Below are 22,699 nucleotides of genomic sequence, written 5' to 3'. Positions count from 1 at the left end.
ACAACGACGCGGAGCTTGGCGGCACCGGCCAGTTCAGGGCCCGTTGCTGCTGGTTTGAGAGTGTTCACCAGTCGTGGACCGTTCCGTCGATGAGTCGGTTGTAGGGCAGGTAGGCCTGCTGGTACGGGTACGCAGCGGCGGCTTCTTCGTTGAATTCGACGCCGATGCCGGGGTTGTCGCCCGGGTGCAGGTAGCCGTCCTTGAAGGTCATGGACTGCTGGAAGACCTCGTTGGTCTTGTCCGAGTGCTGCATGTATTCCTGGATGCCGTAGTTGTGGATGGCCAGGCCCACGTGCAGCTGCGCGGCGAACCCGACCGGGGAAATGTCGGTGGGGCCGTGGAAGCCGGACTTGATCTGGTACTGCGCGGCGAAGTCCATGACCTTCTTCAACGGGCTGATCCCGCCGAAGTGGGTGGACGCGGCCCGCACGTAGTCGATCAGCTGTTCCTTGATCAGCGTCTGGTAGTCCCACACGGTGTTGAAAATTTCCCCGATGGCCAACGGCGTGGTGGTGTGCTGGCGGACCAGGCGGAGGCCCTCCTGGTTCTCGGCCGGGGTGCAGTCCTCCAGCCAGAACAGGTCATAGGGCTCCAGCGCCTTACCCAGCTTGGCGGCCTGGATCGGTGTCATCCGGTGGTGGCCGTCATGCAGCAGCGGGATTTCCGGGCCGAACTCGTTCCGCACCGCCTCGAACACGGTGGGCAGGTGGCGGAGGTAGGCGCGGGTGTCCCAGTCCTCCTCCAGCGGGAAGGTGCCCCGGCCAGCCGGCTCATAGTCATACCGCTCCCCCGACGCCTGCGCCTGCGCCGCGACACCGTACACGGCCTTGATCCCGGGAACGGCGGTCTGGATCCGGATGGACTTGTAGCCAAGTTCCAGGTGTTCACGCACGGAGTCGAAGAGGGACGGGATGTCCGAGCCTGACGCGTGGCCGTAGGCGCGGAGCCCGGTCCGGGACGCCCCGCCCAGCAACTGGTAGACCGGCATGCCGGCCAGCTTGCCCTTGATATCCCACAGCGCCATGTCTACCGCGGCGATCGCGGCCATGGTCACGGGCCCGCGGCGCCAGTAAGAGCTGCGGTAAAGGAACTGCCAGGTGTCCTCGATCCGGTGCGGGTCCTTGCCGATCAGCAGCTGCGCAACGTGCTCCTTCAAGTACGCGGCGACGGCGAGCTCCCGGCCGTTGAGGGTGGCGTCGCCGATGCCGGTCACACCGTCCTCGGTGGTGATCCGCAGGGTCACGAAGTTCCGGGAGGGGCTGGTCACGAAGACGTCGGCGGCAATGATTTTCACAGCTGGTCCTTTCAGGGCTGGGCTGGACTTGCTTGGCTTGGGGCTTACTTGGAGGAGGTGAAGGACGGCGCGGCGACTTCCTCACGGGACGTCACGCCGTCGGGAAAACCTTCATCACCGAGGGCAGCGTCACTGGCGCCAGTTCCGGCACTTGACCGGCGGGCACGGATGTCAGAGAGGATTTCGGCATGCAAGGCGTCCGTCAACTTGTACTTGGACATGACCAGCAGGGCCAGGACGGTGAGGACGGCGGGAATGGCACCCGCCGCAACCTGGATTCCCACGATGGCTTCAGAAGTCTGGGCGGCACCTGATTTATAGCCGCCCAGGGCCAGGGCGTAGGCAGCGAGCGCTCCGCCCACGGCCTGCCCGGTCTTCCGGGTAAAGGAGAAGAGGGCGTAAGTGATGCCCTCGGTCCGGACGCCGGTCTTCCACTCGCCGTACTCCACGGTGTCCGCTTCCAGGGCCCACACCACGATGTTGACAGCCAGAACACCCAGCAGGCTGACCACCAGGCCGCTGAAACCAATCCACGTCTGGTTGGAGGGCGCAAGGAAAACGATCACACCGCCCACCACGGAGACGGCCGCGGAGTAGACGTAGACGTTCTTTTTCCCTACGGCGCGCACCAGCCGGGGCATGAAGGCGGCCAGCACGAAAGTCATTACCAGTTGCAGGATGGACAGGACGGGGTAGAGGTCCAGCCTTCCCAGCACGTCGCGCAGGTAGTACAGCTGGACGGAGGTCAGGGCCAGGTAGCCGGACAGGAAAAGGAAGGAGCTCAGGCACAGCATCATCAGCGGCTTGTTGCTCTTCAGCGTTTCCATGCTCTGCTTGAGCGTCACGTTGGGTACTGCCCGGTGGACGCGTTCCTTGGCCGTGAGGACGGTGAAGAAGTACAGGGTTGCGCCGATGACCACGAATGCGATGGTGATGCCCGTAAACGTGGCTTGCAGGTCAGCACCGGGCTTTACCAGCGGGGCCACGAAGATGCCCAGTGAGGAGCCCACCAGTGCGGCGCCCACCATGCGGGCCGAACCCAGCTTGGCGCGCTCGCCCGGGTCCTGCGTCATGGCCCCGGCCAAGGAGCCGTACGGAATGTTGACCAGGCTGTAAGCCAGGCCAAGTGCTGCGTAGGTGACGTAGGCGTACAGCAGGGTGCCGGATTCGCCGAGCTGCGGCACCGAGAATGTGGCAACGCTCAGCAGGAGCAAGGGGATGGACCCGAACATGATGAACGGCCGGAACTTGCCAAACCGCTTGCTGAACGTCCGGTCCACCACCCGGCCGGCGAAGACGTCGGCGAACGCATCAAAAACACGGACCACCAAAAGCAGCGTCCCGGCGGCGGCGGCAGAGATGCCGGCGACGTCCGTGTAATAGACCAGCAGGAACATGGTGGCGGTGGTGAAGGCCAGGTTGTTGGCGGCGTCGCCGGCGCCATAGCCGACGATGCTCAGCTTGCTCAGCTTTTTCATATTGGGCTCCTTTACCCGGTGCCGGCCCGCAGGCTGACGGAAAGATGTTGGGGATTTTCGGCTAGGGCGGCAGTGCTGCGCGCCGGAATGCCTGCGGGTCGTATGTTGTAATCCTAGCCGTGTGGCAAACATTTGGCAAGCGGTTGCCACTTTTGTGGTGAAACTTCAGCAAAAGGAGCTGCCCGGCTCCTGCGGGGCAGGGACCGGGCAGCCCTGGGGTTGGCTTATTCCGCGGCGGGCTACCGCGCAAAGCTGCCCGCAAGGGACGCCACCAGCTCCACCACAGCGTGGTCTCCCGCCAGTACGGCATCCACCAGCTCCAACAGCGCGTGGGTGCGTGCGGTTCCGCTGAGCTTGTTGGCGGCGGTCACACCGTCCGCCAGGGGATCGTTGATGGTTACGCCTGAGGCCGTGAAGTCCATCCAGGCAGCGATCATGAGCGCCGCACCGGCACCGGTCCGGCCGGCATCCCGTTCCGCCTTCAGGACAGGCACTGCACGCATCCGCAGCTTGGTGCTGCCGTCCATGGCTATCTGCGCCAGGTGGTGCGCAATCCGGGCGTTGCCGAACCGCGCCAGGAGCGCGGACCGGTAGGCGGAAAGCTCCAGGCCGGTGGCGGGAAGGTTGGCTTCCGCCTCATCCCAGAACCGCTCCACAGCCTGCCGGCACACCTTGTCAGCCAGGGCTTCCGCCACGGTGGCATGGCCGCGCAGCTGCCCACCGTAGGCGAGGATGGAGTGGGCTCCGTTGAGCAGCCACAGCTTGCGGTTCTCGTAGGGCTCGATGTCGTCAACGAAGACCGCTCCGGCGTCTTCCCAGCGCGGGCGGCCGGCGGGAAACCCGCCGCTCAGGATCCAGTTGTGGAACGGCTCGGTGACCACGGGCGAACCGTCGCGGTATCCGCACCTCTCCCCTACCAGGGCAATGTCTTCCCGGGTAGTCCGCGGAGTAATCCGGTCGACGGACGTACTCACGAAGCTGACGTTTGCCCCGATCCATGCAGCCAGGTTGGCGTCGAGCTTTCCGGCAAGTCCCAACACGCCATTACGGGCGACTGTTCCATTCTCCGAAAGGTTGTCGCAACTGACCACGGCGAGGCGACCTCCGCCCGCGTCCCTGCGGGCGGCCAGGCCGGCGACCAGGCGGCCCATCGGCGTCGTGGGGTCCCCTCCGGCGGCCAGCAGCGGGAGGTCTTCGGCGCCAAGTCCATACGCAGCCTCCGTGATGGTAAGCGTCACTACGGCAGTCTCCGGCGCGGCCAGAAGTTCGGTCAAACGCCCAAGATTGCCGCCGTCCGCGGCTTCGACAATGCTCCCCACAACGGAGAACGAGTCACCGCTGTCACCACGCTCGACGACGGTGAACAGACCGCCCTGCGCTTCCAGGGCGAGTGCAGCGTCGGGCCGGCGGCCGGTGAAGGCGGCGATTCCCCACTGGTCGGCGTCGGAAGCCTGCTGGGTGTACCAGGCCTGGTGGGACCGGTGGAAAGCGCCGAGCCCGAGGTGGACTATCCGGACAGGTGGCTTGGGGTAGGGAAAAAGCTTCCGGTCCAAGGGCGGAAGTTCCTGGACCGCGGAGGGGCCCGCCACGGGGCGCAGTCCGGCGGTCACAGCTTGAAAACCCGTCGCGGCGATGAATCAACGACGTCGAGGATCAGCTCGTGTGCGCGGTCTTCACTGATGCGGTGCTCGGCCACAAGGCGGGCAAGGAAGGATGCTTCGATCCTGCGTGAGGCGTCGTGCCGTGCGGGGATGGAGCAAAACGCCCGCGTGTCGTCGATGAAGCCCGACGAACGGGAGAAACCGGCGGTCTCGGTGACGGCGGAGCGGAAACGCAGCATGGCGTCCGGTGCGTCCAGGAACCACCACGGTGCACCAAGGTACACGGAGGGATAGAAGCCGGCCAGCGGGGCGAGTTCCCGGGAGAACACGGTCTCGTCCAGGGTGAAGAGGACCAGGTGGAAGTCCTTGGCGGTGCCAAAGTCCTGCAGCAGCGGACGGACGGCCTCGGTGTAATTCACGGCGAAGGGGATGTCGTGTCCGGTGTCGGCACCAAAGGCGTTGAACGTTGGTTCGTGGTGGTTCCGGTATGACCCCGGGTGGATGGTCATGACCAGCCCGTCCTCCACGGACATCCGGGCCATCTGGTACATCATGTGGGCCTCGAAGGCGTCCCGGTCCTGGGCAGTTGCCCTGCCTGCACGTGCCCGCTCGAAGAGCGCTTCCGCTCCGGCAGTGTCCAGCTTGAGCGTGGCGGGGGTGCGGACGCCGTGGTCCGCGGAGACGGCGCCGTGCTCCACGAAGTAGCGGCGGCGGTTCTCCAGGGCCGCAATGTAGCCGGCGTAGCCCGTGGCTCCCCCGCCGGCCGTTTCGATCAGCCGGTCCACGTTGGCGCTCCAGCTGGGGTGCGCCAGATTGAGGTAGGCGTCCGGACGGAACGTCGGCAGGACGCGTCCGTTGAATGTCGGATCCTGCGTCAGTGCCTTGTGGCTGGCGAGGTTGTCGAGGGGATCGTCCGTGGTGGCCAGGACTTCGATGTTGAAATCCTTGAAGAGCTGCCGGGGACGGAAGCCGGGTTCCTGCAGCTTTGCGGCGATGGCGTCATAGCTGGCATCGGCGGACATGTCTCCCAGGTCCGCGCCGAGCCTGAAGACAGAATCGAACTGTGTGCGCAGCCAGTATCCGGAGGCAGTGCCCTCGAACAGCGGCCAGGAATCCACGAACGTCCGCCAGACCTCCCGTGATGCCGGCGCCGACGCGGCTCCGTCCCGCAGCCGGTCCATCGGAACGCCGCTGGCATGGATCAGGCGGGTGACGTAGTGGTCCGGGCTGACCAGGAGGGCTGCGGGGTCCGGGAACGGCGTGTTCTGTTCGATGACGGCGCCGTCAACGTGGCCGTGCGGGGAAATGATGGGCAGGTCCTGGACGCGCTCCAGCAAGGAGCGCGCGATGCTGCGCGTCCCGGGATCTGCGGGCAGGAGCCGGTCGGGGTGGGCTGCGAGGGACTGTGACATAGGTCAATCTTGTGCGGCAGTCCATAGTTTTGTCAACCGGTTGCCAAATATTGCCAACTTTTTGCAACGACCGTTGTGGTGGGTTTTCCGGCTAGTCCAGCAGCCGTCCGCTTGAGCCTCGTACCACCAGCTCCGTTTCCACCGTGACGGCACCTTCCGGAGCCTCGTGCCCGAGCAGGACGTCCAGCAGGATGGTTACCGCCGTTGTCCCGCATTCCCGGAGGGGTGAGCGCACGGTAGTCAGGGCAGGCGTGGTGAAATCAGCACCGAAGATGTCGTCGAAGCCCACGATGCTGATCTGGTCCGGGACCCGCATGCCTCCGGCCTGGAGCTCCTGCATCAGGCCGATGGCGAGGAGGTCGTTGTAGGTGATCACCGCCGTCGCACCGCTTTTCAGGACGTCGCGCGCAACCTGCCGGCCGCCGTCGACGGTTGGCTTGGTGGATTCCAGGCGCACGGCGTCCAGCTTGGACCACTCGCAGGCCGCTCTGACGCCCTCCCAGCGGCGGGCTGTCATCCAGGACTGCGGCGGCCCGGCTACGTAGGCGAGCTGCTTGTGTCCGTTGGCGGCCAGGCTGCGGACGGCCTGGCTGATGCCCTTATTGACGTCCGGAACCACGCAGGGAACGCCGTCGATTTGTCGGTTGATAACCGCTACCGGTTTGTCGGCGGCCAGGGCCCGGATCTGGTCGTCATCCATGCGGGGGCTGGCCAGGATGAGGCCGTCCACCGTGCTCAGCAGGCGGCGCGCCGCGGTGACCTCTGTCTCCGGCGACTCGGCGGACTCGGCAAGAACCAAGGTGTAATCGCGGGCTGCCCCGGTGGTCTCGGCACCCCGGATGATGTCGAAGAACGTGGGGTTGGTGATATCGGCGACGATCAGGCCGATGGTCTGTGTCCTCCCCGTGGGAAGCGCACGCGCGAACGGGTTCACCTGGTAGTTCAGTTGCGCGGCGGCATCCTCGATGATCTTCTGGGTCTTCGCGCTGACCCTCCCGGGCTTGGTGAGTGCCCGCGACACGGTGGAGGGGTTGACACCGGCAAGCTTGGCGATGTCGTAGATGGTGGCGTTGGACTTCTCCCCGCGGCCACGTTTGGCAGGGACAGTTGCTGCTTCGGAGATCGACGCGTCAGTCACTGCTTCATCCTAGTCCGGTTTGGCAACTAAAACAGGCCGGTTGCCAACGTTGTCGCGGCAACCGGCCTGTCCTGGTCCCGAGCCTACGTGCGCTCGGGGAACTTGCCTTCCTCCGAGATGCGCTTGTTCAGTTCCTGCAGGTACTCCTCTTCGTCGAAGTCCAGCGGAACCTCCTTGCCGGTCCAGCTGGAGAGGTGGATGGCGTTGGCCAGGCGGACCCCATTGATGCCGTCCGAGCCGGGTGCCAGCAGCGGCGTGCCGTCCAGGATGTTGGCGGCGAAGTTCTCCAGGACACCCGCGTGCTGGCTGCCCCAGGCGGACTCGAATTCGATGACTTCCGTGCTGCAGAACTCCTCGCGGTTCAGCTGGCCCATGAAAAGCTTGCGGATATCGTCCATGCCCATGGCGTCACTGAGTTCGCGCTCCGGCTTGACCAGCCGCGTCACGGTTGCGGTCTGGCTGTTCTCGACGACGATCTTGCCCTGGTCACCAAGAATCTCGAACCTGTCGGTTCCCACGATGTCGTGGGTGGCGGTCACGAAAACGCCCGTTGCGCCGTCGCCATAATCCACCACTGCGGTGACTTCGTCCTCGACGGCGATATCGCGCCGGAAGCCGTACGCCACCTTGGAGTACACGGACTTTGGAACGCCGCAGATCCACTGCCAAAGGTCGAGCTGGTGCGGGGCCTGGTTGACCAGGACGCCGCCGCCTTCTCCGCCCCAGGTGGCGCGCCACTCGCTGGAGTTGTAGTAGCCCTGCGGCCGCCACCAGTTGGTGATGATCCAGTTGGTCCGGCGGATGCTGCCGATCTCCCCGTTGTCGACGATCTCCTTGAGCTTTTTGTACAGCGGGTTGTTGCGCTGGTTGAACATGATGCCGAAGGACAGCCCTGGCTTGGACGCCGCGAACTCGTTCAATTCCTGGACCTGCCGGGTGTAGACGCCGGCCGGCTTCTCAACGAGCGCGTGGATATCGCGCTTGAGTGACTCGATGCCCATCCCGGGATGGAGGTAGTGCGGGACGCAGGTGACAATTGCGTCGACGTCGCCGCCTTCGAGCATCGTGATGTAGTCGTCGTAGAACGGCGCATCCGGGTACTGTGAGGCCGCCAGTTCCTTCTTTGCCGGATCGGTGTCACAGATGGCGCCGATTTCCATGTTCGGGACCAGGCCGTCCTTGATGAACCTGGCGTAGGCACCGCCCTGCTGGCCAAAGCCTATGATGCCAAGGCGTACTTTGCTGCTCATGAATGGGTTCTCCGTATCTGAATGAAGTCTAAAAAAGGTCGCCGTGGCCCATGGCTACCAGGTTGTCGTAGGAGGTCTGCAGCGCATCCCACACGGTGCGTCCGTAGAGTTCGTCCTGCTCCACCAGGAGGTATTGCGCGCCCGCGGCCTGGGCGGCGGGAATGATGGACGGGAAGTCCAGGTTGCCCTCGCCCACCTCGGCGAACTGGACCACGTTCTTGAACTCGGCCATGAATCCGCCGAAGTCGCCCGCTTCCAGCATTCCGAAGGAGGCTTCCGGCATCTGGCCGATCCGGTAGTCCTTCAAATGCACCATCGCGGTACGGCCGGCATACTTCTTGAGGGTCCGGACCGGGTCCAGGCCACCCCGCTGGACCCAGTGCACGTCGATTTCCATGCCCATCGCCGGAGAGTTGTCCGCGATGACGTCCAGCATGTACTTGCCGTCGAACTTGGCAAACTCGATGTGGTGGTTGTGGTAATAAAGGCTGATGCCGTGCTCCTGCAGCCGCTCCGCATAGCCGTTGGCCTGCCTGGCGAAGTCAACCACGGCGTCCAGGGACTTCATGGCCCCGAACGGCAGCATTCCGATGCGCAGCAGGGACGTGTCCAGGCGCTTCGCGTCGTCCACGATCTTGTCGAAGTTGTCCGCGAGTGATTCCACGGGCATGCCTTTGCGGCCTTCGACGGCCACCGACAGAGCGGCAATGTCCATGCCCAGTTCCGAGCGGGAACGGTCGAGCTCATCAACGTTCTCCGGCGTCATGGGGATCTGGGAAATCTCCACCGCGTTGTATCCGATCGCGCTGACCTTGCGGAGCGTCTCGAACGCTCCGACTTCGGCGAAGCTGTCCTTCAGCATCATCGCCTGTACGCCTATCTTGGCCACTTGTTCCTCCGTGGTGTTCCGGCCCTTGCAGGCCTTGGGTGTGCGTGGGTGCGGCTGTCAGGCCGCGGCCCCTGCCTGTTCAGTCTGTTGGCGCTGGGCTTCCAGCAGCCGGTGGCGGTCCTCCCGCCGTTGTTCCTGCCGGTCCGGATCCGGGACCGGGGATGCCAGCAGGAGCCGCTGGGTGTAAGGGTGTTCAGGGTCGCGGGTGACAACCTCGGCCGGTCCCTGCTCGACAATTTCACCGCGGTACATGACCGCTACGCGGTGGCTGATGTGCCGGACGACGTCGAGGTCGTGGGAGACGAACAGGTAGGAGACGCCGGTTTCCTGCTGGATCTGCAGGAACAGGTCCAGGACACGGGCCTGGGTGGAAAGGTCCAGGGCGCTGACGGGCTCGTCGCAGACGATCAGCTTGGGTGACAGTGCCAGTGCCCGGGCAATGGCGACGCGCTGGCGCTGCCCGCCGCTGAATTCACGAGGCAGGCGGTGGATGGCGTCAGACGGCAGGCCCACCTGGTCCAGCAGCTCCCCGACACGCTTCCTGGCCGCGCCGGCGTCCATGCCCTGCACGGCAAGGGGCTCAGCCAGGATGTCGCCGATTTCCAGCGCCGGGTTCAGAGACGTATAGGGGTCCTGGAAGACCACCTGGAGGTCCCGGCTCAGCGTCCGGCGCTGTTTGCGGGTGGCGTTACTGATGTCGTTGCCCTCGAAGACGACTTTGCCGCCGGTGACCGGTGCCAGGCCCAGGACGGCGCGGCCCAAGGTAGTCTTGCCGGAGCCGGATTCCCCCACCAGTCCGAGGGTTTCGCCTTGCCCGATGGTGATGTTGATGTCCGTCAGTGCCCGGAACGGTTTGGCCCGGAACCTCTTGCTGGGGTACTCGACCACGAGGTCTTCCACCGACAGCAGCGGGGCGCTGGAGGTGGCACTCATGCGACCGGCTCCTTCTCAGCGTCTGAATCCCTGGCGGCCGCACCCGGGCTGGCGGTTTCGTGGGCAACGGGCCCCTCAGGCGGGGAGACAAGCATGGTCATTGGCTTCTTTCCTTCAAGCATCGACCCCAGCAGGGTCTGGGTGTACTGCTCTTTCGGGTTGCGGAGGATCTCGCGGACGGTTCCTTCTTCGACGAGCCGGCCGTTCTGCATAACCACCACTCGGTCGCAGAGGTCGGCGACGACGCCGAAGTTGTGGGTGACCAGGATGACGCCGATGTTCAGGCGCTGCTGGAGTTCCCGCAGCAGGTCCAGCACGTCGGCCTGCACGGTGACGTCCAGGGCGGTGGTGGGTTCGTCCGCGATGACCAGGTCCGGTTCGCAGCTGATGGCGCCGGCGATCAGCACGCGTTGTGCCATGCCGCCGGAGACCTCATGCGGATATGCCTCGAAGGTGCGCTCCGGGTTAGCGATTCCGACGTCGGTGAGCAGCCTAAGTGCCCGGGTGCGGGCTTCTGCCTTGGAGATTCCGAGCACCCGCACCATGGGCGTGACCAGCTGGGAGCCGATGGTGAAGGCAGGGTCCAGGTTGCTCATGGGCTCCTGCGGAATGTAGGAGATCCGCTTGCCGCGCAGCTTGGACAGCCGTTCCTGGCTGACGCGGTCCTCACCGGGAGCGACAGTGTAGTTGCCGTCGAACTGGATGGATCCCGCCACGATGCGGGCGTTGTCCGGCAGCAGGCCGAGGATGGAGAACGCCGTCTGGGACTTGCCCGAACCGGATTCGCCCACGATGCCAAGAATCTCGCCCCGGTCCACGTGGAACGACACGTCGTCCACCACCTTCTTGATGGAACCGTCCGCCTGGGGGTAGCCAACCCCAAGGTGGGTGACCTTGACCAGGTGGTGCTCCGTCCCGGCCTCGACGGCGGCCACGGACTTACGTGACGGGCGCGCCGTGGCGGCTCCCGCCGTCGTGCGTTCCGATGAAGCAGCCCGGACCGGGGTGCGCTTCTTGCGGTACTTGATCTTTTCGCCGTCTTCCAGGGCGTCGCGCACGGCGTTGCCCAGCAGGACCAGGCCGCCGATGGTCAGCGCCATGGCCAGTGCCGGCCACATCAGCAGGGTGGGCGTCAGGTAAACGTTCTTGAAGCCCTCGGAGAGCATGACGCCCCACGTTGCCTTGGTGGGGTCGCCGAGGCCCAGGAACTCCAGTCCGGACTGGATGGCGATGGCCACACCGGCGATCGCCGCGGTCTGGATGATGATCGGGGCGCGCACTACGGAGAAGATGTGGCGGGCGATGATGCTCCAGTCCGACAGGCCGGAAACGCGCGCCGCATCTACGTAGAGCTCGTTGCGGACCGACTGGACCGCGGTGCGGGTCAGCCGGAAGTATGACGGGCTGATGAGGATGCCGAACGCGATCATCGAAATCCAGACCGAGGGCCCGAAAGCGGCACGGATGGTAAGCAGCACAATCAGGCCGGGAAGGCTCATGAGGATGCTGACCACCCAGTTCGACACAGCCTCGAACTTGCCGGAGTAGTACCCGGCGATCAGCCCGGCGGGAAGGCCGATGGCGATGGCAACGCCAGCGCACAGCAGTGCCGAGAGAAGTGTCAGCTGGGCGCCGAAGAGCAGGCGGCTCCAGGTGTCGCGGCCGGCGCTGTCCGTGCCCAGGATGTTCTCCGCGTCGGGGGCAGCCAGCGTCTTGGTGATGTTCGCGAAATTCTCGTCGAACGGTGCCACGACCGGCGCGAGGATGGCCAGCCCCGCAATGCCTGCCAGAATGACCAGGGACGCGATGCCGAGGGGGTTCTTGAGGAGGCGGCGGGTAACGCTGGAGCGGACCACGGTGCCGCTCTGTCCCGGCGCTGCGGGGAGGGCAACAGCTGCTGTTTCTACCGAATCGCTCATGACACACGTACTTTCGGGTTGAGCCAACCATTGAGAATGTCCACCAGGAGGTTCACCACGATGACCACTACCACCGTGTACATCACCACTCCCATGACCACGGGAAGGTCTGTCTGGTTTGTAGCGGCCACGGCTAGGGGGCCCATTCCTGGCAGGGCGAAGATTTGTTCGATGATCACCACACCGCCCAGCATGCCGATCAGCTGCAGGCTGAGCACGGTCAGGCCCGCGGGGGCCGCGCTGCGCAGTACGTGCTTGAAGAGGATTTCCCGCTCCCCGATGCCCCGGCTGCGCAGCGTCCGGACGTAATCGCGCTCAAGCTGCTTGATGACAGCGCTGCGGATCTGCTGGGCGCCGCCGGTCACGCCGTTGATCAGCAGGGCGATGACGGGAAGCGTCATCGAGTAGACCCAGGCCTCCGGGCCTACTCCGGGAGAAATGGTGCTGGTGGCCGGGAAGAAGCCCAGCTGGATGGCCAGGATGGTCACCAGGAACACGCCGATCACGTACCCCGGGATGGAATCGCCGATAATGGCGCCCACCTGGACCACCCTGTCCACCCAGCCGCGCTTGACGGCTGCGGCAACGCCGATCAGCGCTGCGCAGATGGCGATCAGGATCATTGCGGCGAAAACCATGGTCATGGTTACCGGAATCCGGGTTGCCAACGAGTTGGCCACCGGCTCCGAGGTGAACCAGGAAGCTCCAAGGTTTCCGCTCAAGGCATCAGCCAGCCAGGCGAAGTACCGGGTCAGGAGGGGCTGGTCGAGTCCCAGCTCCTGTTCTTTCAGGGCAACCTGTTCAGGCGTGGCCTGGTCGCCCAGGATGTTGCGGGCGATGCTGCCGCTGGAGGTATACAGCAGGGTAAAGGTGAGTGCCGAGACCACGAACAACACCACCAGACCGCTGCCCAGCCTTTTCGCAATGAACTTGATCATGGGGTCCTACTTGGCAGGCGAGTAGTTGTAGATGGACGGAACGGCCTGCTGTACCTGCGGGGTCACGCTCACTTTGTCGTTGTGGTAGTACATCTGGTTCACCCGGAACAGCGGTGCGAACCATGCCTGCTCCACTACGTACTTGTTGACTTCCTGGGCCAGCTTGCCGGCGTCTTCGCCACCGGTGCGCACTGCCTGGATCTTTTCCTCAAGCTCTGAAGTGGTGTTCTTGAACGGGTTGTACAGCGCCTTGGTGGAGACAATCTGGTCAATCGCGACCGTTGGCTCGCCCTGGAAGAGGTTGAAGAACAGGGCGTGGTACTTCTGCGCTGCGACGTCTGCGGTGAAAGTGTTGGTAATTGCGGCCCCGGGCTTCAGGGTGATGCCCACGTCTGCAAGTTGCTGCTGGAGGACCGAAATCAGGGTTTCAGCACCCGGAAGGGTGGGGACATCCAGGGTCACGTTACCCTCGAAGCCGGATTCCTTCAGGAGGGCCTTGGCCTTCTCGGGATCGTAGCTGTAGTAGTTTTCCAGCTCCTCCGTCCACGCACCGCTGTCCTTGCCGAACGGCTGCGAGGTGGGGGTTCCCTGGCCGAGCATTACCTGTTCCAGGATGGTCTTGCGGTCGAATGCGTGGTTGATGGCCTGGCGGACCTTGACGTTGGCCAATGCCGGGTTCTTGGTGCCGTCGCGGTCCAGGAGGAGCAGTCCGGACCAGTCAACCTGGTTGGTGACGAGCTTCATCCTGGCGCCCTCGGCTTGCTTGCCGGCCTTGGGATCCAAAAGGGTGGCGTCGATCTGCCCTGAAACCAGGGCGTTGGTGCGGGCCGTGGGATCAGTGAGGATCTTGAGGGTCAGCTTCTGGTACTTCTGGAGGTCCTTGTTCCAGTAGCCCTCGCGAGCAGTAAAGACCGACTGTGAGTCCTTGACGGAGGCGGCCTTGTCCATAACGTACGGGCCGGATCCGACCGGCTCTGTCTTGATGGCATCGGTCCCGAGCGCCTTGGGGCTTCCCATCAGGCCGGCTGCCTGGCTGAGGAAATATTCCAGCGCAGGTTCTGCTGCACTGAGGTTGATGTCGATGGTGTCCGCGTCCACCACGGCAACGTCGGACACCGAGGCCAACTGTGCCATCTGCGGCCCGTTCGCCTTCTTGAAGTGGTCCAGGTTTGCCTTGGCCGCTTCAGCGTCGAACTTGGCGCCGTCACTGAACGTGACGTCCGTGCGAAGGTCCACGGTGAGCTTGGTGTTGGTGTCGTTGTACTTCCACTCCGTGGCCAGCATGGGGCTGAGCTTGCCGTCCGGCTCGCGCAGGATCAGGGTGTCATACGCTGCCTGGTAGGGCTGCAGGGCGTGGCCGACGTGGGCCTGTGCAGGATCCCAGGAGGTGAGGTCCCGGAGCACGCCCAGGGTCAGTGCAGTAGTGGCGGGTCCGCCACCGCCGGCATTGGATCCGGCTCCGGCGCCGCCACACGCGGTGAGCGCCACCGAGGCGCTCAGGACGATGGTGGCCGCTGCGGCCTTGGGACCTAACTTCATTGTCGGCTCCTAGTGAGTTCTGCCTGATGTCAATCAGTACGAAGGTGTGGTGTGCACCACATGTTTAGTGGGTGTGGGACTTACAGTACGGACTCGTGCCGGACTTGGCAACCGATTGTCAAAAGTTTCTTCAACTGTTGCCATGTTGCGGCAGGCCTGTACTGGGAAGCACGGCATTCAGGCATGGAAGCAGCCGGAACCACCTTGGGGTTCAGGCTGCCATCAGGGCTCCTTAGCGGCCTGCCTACGCCACCCGCCCGGCAATCTCCGGGTAGGTCTGGGAGTAGATGTCTTTGACAATGCTGAGTGATTTCCCCGCTTCCGCGGGACTAATCCAAAATGGTCCGGGTTCATGGAGCATGGCGTAGAAGTCCTTGATGAGCAGCTCGTGTGAAACACCCCAGTAGGACCTGCCCCCTGTTTCCGCTATCCGCTCCTGGATCACTTCCACCGTGCCGTCGGCGTGGGTGACTGTCAGGTCGCCGCGCAGGCTAAGCGTTGCGCCCTCCGTGACGATGTCCAGCGTCACCGGCGCATTGACGGCATTTGCAAGGGTGGCGTAGAAGACGCTTCGGGCACCGTTTACGTGGTCCGCCACGAACTCCGCGGTGTCCTCCACCTCGATCACGCCCCCCAGCGAGCGTGTGGACGCCCGGCCTTCCACCTTGGCAACGTCCCCCACCAGCCATTGCAGCAGGTCCACAGTGTGGATGGCCTGGTTCATCATCAGCCCGCCGCCACCTTCGGCCCAGGTGCCGCGCCACGGACGGTCGCGGTAGTAATCGGCGTTGCGGTGCCACATGACGGTGGCGGAGGCACCGAGCACCTGGCCCAGCGTCCCGCCGTCGAGCATTGTCCGCATGGCTTGCGACGTCGCGTTGTAACGGTTCTGGAAGCAAACGGCAATTTTCGCCGCGCTGCGCTCCGCTGCCTGGATCAGCCGGCGCCCCTCCTCGAGCGTGTGCGCGAGCGGTTTCTCGACAATCACGTTGACGCCGCGCTCCAGGCACTCCACTGCGAGCGACGCGTGCAGGTGGTGGGGCGTACAGATATGCACGACGTCGGGACGCGCCTGCGTGAGCATCTCGCGGTAGTCCGTGTACCCCGGGACGTCATGGCCTGCCTTTGCCGTCTCCAGCCTTCCCGGGTCCGTGTCGCAGACCGCCACCACCTGGACGTCCTCCATTGTGGCAAGCGCCCCGAAATGGACGCCCGATATGTCACCGCAACCGATGATTGCCGCTGTTGCCATGTTCCTGCTCCTTCGAAGGATGGGCTGTACGTGGATGTCAGGCGAGCGTGACGCCGTTCTTTACTGCCAGCCTCGAAAAGGCGCGGGCTGCAATCCCGAACGCAACCGGTCCGGAGTAACCGCCAAGCTCGTGTGCGCTGGCGAGGTGCGGCTCGAGTGAGGCAAAGCCGGTGAAGCCGTCGGCTGCGAGCGCAGCAATGGTGGCATCCAGTTCGCCGTCGCCTTCACCGGCCGGAACCACTTCGCCCGTGGTGGCAATGGCGTCCTTGACCTGCAGGTAGTCAAGATAGGGGCGCAGCATGGCGTAGCCCTCCGTGTACGGCTTGACTCCTACCTGGACGAAGTTGGCGTTGTCCCAGGCGACGCGCAAGGCGGGCGAGTTGACCGCCTGCATGATGTCCAGGACCCGTTCAGGCGTATCGCCGTAGATGCCCTTTTCGTTCTCGTGGAGCAGGACGATGCCATGCGCTGCGGCTTCTTCCGCGAGGGCGGCCATGCGTTCCATGACGGCCTCCCGGATGTCTTCCTGGCTTTGGCCTTCCGAACGGTAAAAGGAAAAGATCCGGACGTAGCTGGCGTCCAGGCCTTTGGCCACCGAGATGATCTGGCGAAGCCGGGTAACCTCGTGGTCCACCGGCAGGCCGACATCCACTTTTCCAATGGGACTGGCGACAGCCGAGACCCGGAGGCCCTTATCGTCAAGGATGGCCTTCAGCCGCTGGACCTGGTCCTGCGCCAGCTCTGAAACGTTGGTTCCCCAGGCGCTGCGGACTTCGATATGGCTGGCACCCAAGGCAAGCAGCACGGCAGCCTGGACGGTGGGGTCGGGGTCTACTTCGTCGCCGAAACCGGACAGGTTCCACACGGCACTGGGTTGGGTCACGAAAACTCCTCGGTAAGCCTGCGCCGGCGCTGGAGCGCGGTGACGCAGTTCACAGGCAGGTCCTGTCCCTTTGAGTCTAGCCATTTTGGCATCGATGTGACAACCGATTGCCAAAACCTGCCAAGTGTGGCATTGTTGATCCACGGTGTGGCTGTGGTCACAGCCGGATCCCCGTCGTTCAGAGAGGAACGTCCATTGGTGACGCAACCCGTGGCAGCAGAACGCCCTGCCACCATCCATGACATTGCCGCCTTGTGTGGCGTCGCTGCGTCAACCGTGTCACGGGCCCTGACGAACCCCGACCGCGTGAATATCCGCACCCGGGAGCGGATCCAGGCAGCCGCCCTCGAACTTAACTACACACCAAACTCGCAGGCGAAGGCGCTGAGCTCCGGGAAGACCGGCGCGGTGGGCGTCCTGGTGCCGGATATCACCAACCCCTTCTACTTCGACCTCATCCGCGGCACGCAGCTCCAACTCAAGGCCGCGGGGTACACGCAGCTGCTGGTGGACACCGAGGAGTCGGACGAGGTTGAGGCCAGCACGCTGGAGCAGCTCCGCAAGAGTGCGGACGGTGTCATCGTGGCAGCATCGCGCCTGAATGACGAGGCCCTCGCCACTGCCGCACAGCGCATGCCCATGGTCACGGTGAACCGCGACGTTGACGGTGTACCGGCTGTCATCATCGATACCCCTTCAGCCATGACCCAGGCTTTGGACCATCTCATTTCCCTGGGCCACACGTCCGTGGCTTATGTGGCCGGTCCTGCCGTATCCCAGTCCAGCGCCAGGCGCTGGGCCAAACTGTCCGCCGTGGCCGAGGACCGCGGAGTCCAGGTGCGCAGCCTGGGACCCTTTGCGCCGAAAACCCAATCCGGTGCTGCGGCCGCCGATGCCGCGGTCCACAGCGGGGTCACTGCCTGCATCGTCTTCAACGACCTGATCGCCATCGGGATGCTGCAACGCCTGCGGGAGCGCGGGCTCCGCGTACCCGGGGACATGAGCATCGTTGGCTGTGATGATATTTTCGGCGCTGATTTCTGCAACCCGCCGCTGACCACCCTAAGCTCGCCCATCGAGCAGGCCGGACGGGTGGCCGTGTCCATGCTTCTGGCCCAGCTCAACCCGCTGGCTGGCGGCGGGAGCCGCAGCCGCTCCGTCATGCCCACCCACCTTACGGTCCGCGGGTCCACCGCGTCGGCACCCGCCTCCTGACTCCGTATGGCCAGGCTTCGCCCAAGAAGATGGGAAGCTGGCCGTTCACATTCAATAAGCACCTGGGCTTGATGAAGCGTCCGTCAGGGTCTGGAAAACGCCCGGCGAAAACTGATGAGGACAGAGCCCAGCGCCTCAGGTCGGCATCGCAATTACACGTCCTCGAGCTCGTGATGGATGTAGCTGATCGCCAGGCGGTCCTACAAAAGGTCAAGGAGAAAGTGCCTGGCTTTCCCAAGGAGTGCTACTACAACCGTCGCTTTTCCAAGCACAAGGGTTACGAGACGTCAGGGCGTTGAAGTTGGGGCACCTTCGATTCTTATCTCCTCCATTTATCTGATCCATCGGAATCTTTGTAGAAACCACACAAAATGGCGGCAGGGACGGCGAACTAGCGTCTGCTTTGAGGAATATCCGAGCAAGCGCCAAGGACTTATCAATGACGATTCAGACAAACGTCCCGACCAGCGGGGAATCCGCCACCCCGGCCAGAAGTGGCACAGGCTACCAGGTGCTGGATAATGCCCGCCAACAGGTCCTTGAGGAGGGTATCGGCCTGTCTCAGGCTCAACTCGAAGAAGTCCTCCGTCTCCCCGACGATGCTCTTCCCGCGGCCCTCCAGCTCGCACACGAAGTCCGGTTGCGCCACTGTGGCGAGGACGTGGAAGTGGAGGGCATCATTTCCATCAAGACCGGAGGCTGCCCCGAGGACTGCCACTTCTGCAGCCAGTCAGGCCTCTTCGACTCCCCCGTACGCGGTGTCTGGCTGGACATCCCGGAACTGGTCAAAGCCGCGAAGGAGACCGCCGCCACGGGAGCCACCGAGTTCTGCATCGTCGCCGCCGTTCGCGGACCCGATATCAAGCTTATGAACCAGATCAAGTTCGCCATCGACCGGATCAATGAAGAAGTGGACATCAACATCGCCTGCTCGCTGGGCATGCTGACCCAGCGGCAGGTGGACCAACTCGCAAGCTGGGGCGTCCACCGCTACAACCACAACCTGGAAACAGCGCGCAGCTACTTCCCGCAGGTGGTCACCACCCACACCTACGAGGAGCGGCTGGAGACCTGCGCCATGGTCAAGGATGCTGGCATGGAACTGTGTTGCGGGGCGCTGATCGGTATGGGCGAAAGTCTGGAACAGCGCGCCGAACTCGCCGCACAGCTCGCTGTCCTGGAACCCCACGAAGTCCCGTTGAATTTCCTCAACCCCCGCCCTGGAACCCCGCTGGAAAACCAAGGCATCATGGACGGCAAGGACGCCCTCCGGGCCATCGCCGCGTTCCGGCTGGCCATGCCCCGCACCGTTCTGCGCTACGCTGGCGGCCGCGAACTGACCCTCGGCGACCTCGGCACCCGCGAGGGCCTGCTCGGTGGCATCAATGCCGTCATCGTCGGCAACTACCTCACTACCTTGGGCCGCCCTGCCACCGCAGACTTGAACCTGCTGGTCGAACTCAATATGCCCATCAAGGAACTCCAGAAGACGCTATGAACCGGGTCCCGCTCCCCTACCGCTCAACCAACACCGTCGCAACACGCTCAACCACGGATAAGTTTTGCGGGCACTGCGGCGGGCACTGCGACGGCGGCGCCGGCCCGACGTCGGACGTTCACCGCAAGTGCCGCGAGCGGCTCGCCATGGAACCGCCGCGATACTGCGCGGCCTGCCGGCGCCGGATGAAGGTCCAGGTGACTCCCCTGGGATGGTCTGCAGAATGCTCCCGCCACGGGGTGCTTGCACCATGACCGGGGACGCGGAGCCGGGCCGCCTGATCCAGCGGGACCGCGCGCGGTTGTGGCATCCCTACGCCCCGGCGTCCCCGGACCTTCCGCTGTGGGAGGTCGAGGCGGCCGACGGCGTTCGGCTGCGGCTGCGGGGCGAGGACGGCACACGCCATGAGGTGGTGGATGCGATGTCCTCGTGGTGGTCGGTGATCCACGGCTACCGCAATCCGGTGCTGGACGCCGCCGCGCAGCGGCAGCTGGAGAGTTTCAGCCATGTGATGTTCGGCGGCCTCACACATGCCCCGGCGGTGGAACTGGCCGAGCGGCTGGTGGACATGAGCCCTTCCGCGCCGGGGACGCCGGGCCTGGACCGTGTGTTCCTTGCGGACTCTGGTTCGGTCGCCGTGGAGGTGGCCCTGAAGCTGGCGGTGCAGTTCCAGACTGCCTTGGGGCAGCCACAGAGGCAGCGGTTCCTGAGCATTCGCGGCGGATACCACGGCGATACTTTCGCGGCGATGGGGGTCTGCGATCCCGTGGACGGCATGCATTCCGCGTTTCCGGGCCTGCTGGCCGGAAACGCCTTTGCGCCCCGTCCCCCGGCGGCTGCGTCCGCCACACCGGAAGCTGTGCGGGCGTGGGCATCCGAGCTCGCGGAAACTGCGGCTGTGCTTGCAGAGGAGCTGGCCGCCATTATCGTCGAACCGGTGCTTCAGGGTGCCGGCGGGATGCACGCCTACCCGGCGGAGTGCCTGAGAGCGCTGCGGCAGGTGGCGGACCGGCACGGTCTGCTGCTCATCTTCGATGAGATCGCCACCGGCTTTGGGCGCACTGGCGAGCTGTTCGCTGCCGATCATGCCGGTGTCGTTCCGGACATCATGTGTGTGGGCAAGGCCCTGACCGGCGGGTACCTGACTCTCGCCGCGATGCTCTGCACGTCAGACGTTGCAGCCACGGTTTCGAGCGACGGTGCCGGGGCGCTGCTGCACGGCCCCACGTTCATGGGCAACCCGCTGGCATGTGCGGTGGCCAACGCCAGCCTCGGTATCATCGGCGACGGCGGCTGGCGCAACGACGTCGCCAGGATCGGCGCGGGTCTGAGGTCCGGGTTGGCCCCCGCCTTGGACCTTGACGCAGTCCGGGATGTCCGGACCCTCGGCGCGGTCGGAGTCATCGAACTGCACGACGCCGTCGACGTCACCGCGGTCACCGCCGCGGCCATCCGTCACGGGGTCTGGGTGCGGCCGTTCCGGAATCTCGTCTACGCCATGCCCCCGTACATCAGCACCGCGGGGGACGTTGAGAAGATCACGGCAGGCATGACGGCCGCCGTTGCGGAAGTTCATGAGCGCGTCCCGGCACTGTCCGGAGCCCCGGCATGAGCACGTCGATGACCCGGTGGCTCGAGCGGCAGGCCGCAGTCCGGGACCGCCGGGGCTTGGTCCGCCGCCCGCTCCCCCGCGCCGCGCGCGAAAAGTTCATCGACCTGGCCAGCAATGATTATCTGGGCCTCGCGACGGACCCTCGGGTTTGCGAGGCAGCCGCGGCGGCCGCGTCGCTGTGGGGTGCGGGAGCAACGTCCTCCCGCCTGGTCGCCGGAACTACCCGTTTGCACCTTGATCTTGAGCAGGAATTGGCCTTGCTGCTCGGGATGGAAACGGCGCTGGTGTTCTCCTCCGGCTACCTGGCCAATATCGGCGCGATCACTGCGCTCGGTGGCCCGGGGACCCTGATCGTCGCAGATGAACACTGCCACGCCTCGATGCTGGACGGCTTCCGCCTCAGCCGTTCCCGCACCGAATCGTTCACCCACAACCGCGTCGAGGAAGTTGCAAGGCTGCTTGCAGACCGCCCGGAGCCTCGTGCGCTGATCGCCGTCGAGTCCGTCTACAGCGTCCTGGGCGACGAAGCCCCGCTCGCTGGCCTGCTGGCCCTCGCTGAGGAATATGACGCCGTGCTGCTTATCGACGAGGCGCACAGCCTCGGAGTCACCGGCACAGATGGCTTCCAGGGCCGCGGCTCGGTGGCCGGGACAGCCCTTGCCGGGCAGCCGAACGTGATCGTGACCGCGACGCTGTCCAAGGCCCTGGGTAGCCAGGGCGGGGCGGTCCTGGGATCCGCCCTCCTGCGGGAACACCTCGTCAACCGAGCCCGGAGCTTCATCTTTGACACGGGGTTGGCGCCCGCCTCAGCGGCAGCGGCCCTCACCGCCGTGCGGATCATCCGGGAAGAGCCATGGCGGGCGGAAGCCGTCCATAGGTACGCTGCTGGGCTGAGGGCCGGGCTCGCCCCCGCTCTCGCAGCCCGCGGCGCTGCTGTCGACCGGGCAGCGGGCGCAGTCCAGTCCATCCCCATGCCGTCCGCGGAATCGGCCCTGGTAACCAGCGCAGCCGCGCGGACGGGCGGAGTCCTGGTCGGCTGCTTCCGCCCGCCGTCCGTCCCGGACGGAATTTCACGGCTGCGGCTTACGGCCCGCGCCACCCTGACCCCCGAGGAAATCAACACCAGTTGCGCAGTACTGCGCCGCGTATTGGAGGAACTTCCATGAACCTGCCCGGCATCGTCCTGGTCACCGGAACGGACACCGGCGTCGGAAAAACCATCACGACGGCGGCCATCGCCGCCGCCCTCCACGGATCGGGGCGCAGCGTCGCGGTGTACAAACCGTGCCAGTCCGGAGCCGCCGCCGGCGACTCCGACACCAGCGAAATTGTCCGGCTCGCCGGGACCGTGACGGCCGAAACAGGAGTCGTCCTGCAGCAGCCGCTGGCGCCTGTCGCCGCTGCCGCCCTCGACGGAACACCGCTCCCGACGGTGGCTGCGCACGCGGACCGGGTCCGCCAGCTCGCGGAGTCCCATGACCACGTTCTGGTGGAAGGTGCAGGCGGTCTGCTGGTGGAACTGGATTCCGACGGCGGCACCATGGCGGACCTCGGGTCCATCCTGGCCGCGGCATTCGTGCTGGTTGCCCGGCCGGCTCTCGGGACACTGAACCACACCGCGTTGACCCTCGAAGCGCTGGCGGCACGGGAACTTCGGGTCATCGGCGTTGTACTCGGAAGCTGGCCACGCATCCCGGATGTTGTTCACTACAGCAACCGGCAGGTGCTCGGAGCACTGCGGGTACCATTCGTTGGTGCCCTCCCGGAGCGGGCATCGGACCTTTGCCCTGCAGATTTTCGCGCCGAAGCAGCTGCGTGGCTGAACGGTTTGCCCTCATGACAAGGGCA

At 64.9% G+C, this 22,699-nt stretch carries 19 protein-coding genes; 6 read left to right on the top strand and 13 right to left on the bottom strand.

Annotation, left to right across the window (positions count from 1 at the left end; genetic code table 11):
* Positions 1-64: 64 nt before the first annotated feature.
* The 13 genes from manD to AC5RUU_RS07300 all read right to left on the bottom strand — a co-directional run bounded on the left by manD (position 65) and on the right by AC5RUU_RS07300 (position 16,526).
* Entirely contained in the window at positions 65-1,294 is a 1,230-nt protein-coding gene (manD, locus tag AC5RUU_RS07360; RefSeq protein ID WP_493974549.1) for a D-mannonate dehydratase ManD, read from the bottom strand.
* 44 nt (positions 1,295-1,338) lie between these two features.
* Positions 1,339-2,772, bottom strand: coding sequence for a glucuronide transporter (gene uidB / locus AC5RUU_RS07355; protein ID WP_493974548.1), 1,434 nt, complete (start codon positions 2,770-2,772; stop codon positions 1,339-1,341).
* Between the two features lie 239 nt (positions 2,773-3,011).
* Positions 3,012-4,382 carry a mannitol dehydrogenase family protein gene (locus AC5RUU_RS07350; RefSeq protein ID WP_493974547.1) on the bottom strand — a complete coding sequence of 457 codons (1,371 nt, stop codon included), beginning with the start codon at positions 4,380-4,382 and terminating at the stop codon, positions 3,012-3,014.
* A complete protein-coding gene (gene uxaC, locus AC5RUU_RS07345; RefSeq protein ID WP_493974546.1) occupies positions 4,379-5,785 on the bottom strand; it encodes a glucuronate isomerase in 1,407 nt (468 codons plus the stop codon). The genes AC5RUU_RS07350 and uxaC overlap by 4 nt, the downstream gene beginning before the upstream one ends.
* A 91-nt stretch (positions 5,786-5,876) precedes the next feature.
* Entirely contained in the window at positions 5,877-6,923 is a 1,047-nt protein-coding gene (locus AC5RUU_RS07340; protein WP_493974545.1) for a LacI family DNA-binding transcriptional regulator, read from the bottom strand.
* 83 nt (positions 6,924-7,006) lie between these two features.
* Positions 7,007-8,173, bottom strand: a complete 1,167-nt coding sequence (locus AC5RUU_RS07335) for a Gfo/Idh/MocA family protein (RefSeq protein WP_493974544.1) — start codon at positions 8,171-8,173, stop codon at positions 7,007-7,009.
* A 28-nt stretch (positions 8,174-8,201) separates the two neighbouring features.
* Positions 8,202-9,062, bottom strand: a complete 861-nt coding sequence (locus tag AC5RUU_RS07330; protein WP_493974543.1) for a sugar phosphate isomerase/epimerase family protein — start codon at positions 9,060-9,062, stop codon at positions 8,202-8,204.
* A 57-nt stretch (positions 9,063-9,119) separates the two neighbouring features.
* Positions 9,120-9,995, bottom strand: a complete 876-nt coding sequence (locus AC5RUU_RS07325; protein WP_493974542.1) for an ATP-binding cassette domain-containing protein — start codon at positions 9,993-9,995, stop codon at positions 9,120-9,122.
* Positions 9,992-11,914: a dipeptide/oligopeptide/nickel ABC transporter permease/ATP-binding protein gene (locus tag AC5RUU_RS07320; protein ID WP_493974541.1), complete on the bottom strand. Its 1,923-nt coding sequence runs from the start codon at positions 11,912-11,914 to the stop codon at positions 9,992-9,994. Before AC5RUU_RS07320 ends, AC5RUU_RS07325 begins: the two co-directional genes overlap by 4 nt.
* The gene (locus tag AC5RUU_RS07315; RefSeq protein ID WP_493974540.1) at positions 11,911-12,852 is read right to left on the bottom strand and encodes an ABC transporter permease; all 942 of its coding nucleotides are present in this window, start codon (positions 12,850-12,852) and stop codon (positions 11,911-11,913) included. Before AC5RUU_RS07315 ends, AC5RUU_RS07320 begins: the two co-directional genes overlap by 4 nt.
* A 6-nt stretch (positions 12,853-12,858) precedes the next feature.
* Positions 12,859-14,391, bottom strand: coding sequence for an ABC transporter substrate-binding protein (locus tag AC5RUU_RS07310; protein ID WP_493974539.1), 1,533 nt, complete (start codon positions 14,389-14,391; stop codon positions 12,859-12,861).
* Positions 14,392-14,635: 244 nt separating this feature from the next.
* Positions 14,636-15,643 carry a Gfo/Idh/MocA family protein gene (locus tag AC5RUU_RS07305; protein ID WP_493974538.1) on the bottom strand — a complete coding sequence of 336 codons (1,008 nt, stop codon included), beginning with the start codon at positions 15,641-15,643 and terminating at the stop codon, positions 14,636-14,638.
* Positions 15,644-15,680: 37 nt separating this feature from the next.
* Positions 15,681-16,526 carry a sugar phosphate isomerase/epimerase family protein gene (locus AC5RUU_RS07300; protein WP_493974537.1) on the bottom strand — a complete coding sequence of 282 codons (846 nt, stop codon included), beginning with the start codon at positions 16,524-16,526 and terminating at the stop codon, positions 15,681-15,683.
* 198 nt (positions 16,527-16,724) lie between these two features.
* On the opposite strand from AC5RUU_RS07300, the gene AC5RUU_RS07295 reads away from it, so the two are divergent.
* The 6 genes from AC5RUU_RS07295 (at position 16,725) to bioD (ending at position 22,691) form a co-directional block, all read left to right on the top strand.
* The gene (locus AC5RUU_RS07295) at positions 16,725-17,741 is read left to right on the top strand and encodes a LacI family DNA-binding transcriptional regulator (protein ID WP_493974628.1); all 1,017 of its coding nucleotides are present in this window, start codon (positions 16,725-16,727) and stop codon (positions 17,739-17,741) included.
* A gap of 439 nt (positions 17,742-18,180) precedes the next feature.
* The gene (gene bioB, locus AC5RUU_RS07290; protein WP_493974536.1) at positions 18,181-19,239 is read left to right on the top strand and encodes a biotin synthase BioB; all 1,059 of its coding nucleotides are present in this window, start codon (positions 18,181-18,183) and stop codon (positions 19,237-19,239) included.
* A complete protein-coding gene (bsaP, locus tag AC5RUU_RS07285) occupies positions 19,236-19,493 on the top strand; it encodes a biotin synthase auxiliary protein BsaP (protein WP_493974535.1) in 258 nt (85 codons plus the stop codon). The genes bioB and bsaP overlap by 4 nt, the downstream gene beginning before the upstream one ends.
* Positions 19,490-20,851, top strand: a complete 1,362-nt coding sequence (locus AC5RUU_RS07280) for an adenosylmethionine--8-amino-7-oxononanoate transaminase (protein ID WP_493974534.1) — start codon at positions 19,490-19,492, stop codon at positions 20,849-20,851. The genes bsaP and AC5RUU_RS07280 overlap by 4 nt, the downstream gene beginning before the upstream one ends.
* Positions 20,852-20,859: 8 nt before the next feature.
* Positions 20,860-22,017 carry an 8-amino-7-oxononanoate synthase gene (locus AC5RUU_RS07275; protein ID WP_493974627.1) on the top strand — a complete coding sequence of 386 codons (1,158 nt, stop codon included), beginning with the start codon at positions 20,860-20,862 and terminating at the stop codon, positions 22,015-22,017.
* Positions 22,014-22,691, top strand: coding sequence for a dethiobiotin synthase (bioD, locus tag AC5RUU_RS07270; RefSeq protein ID WP_493974533.1), 678 nt, complete (start codon positions 22,014-22,016; stop codon positions 22,689-22,691). The genes AC5RUU_RS07275 and bioD overlap by 4 nt, the downstream gene beginning before the upstream one ends.
* Positions 22,692-22,699 lie beyond the last annotated feature (8 nt).

Source organism: Arthrobacter sp. K4-10C, from assembly GCF_059090085.1.
This window is presented reverse-complemented; position numbering and strand designations above follow the sequence as displayed.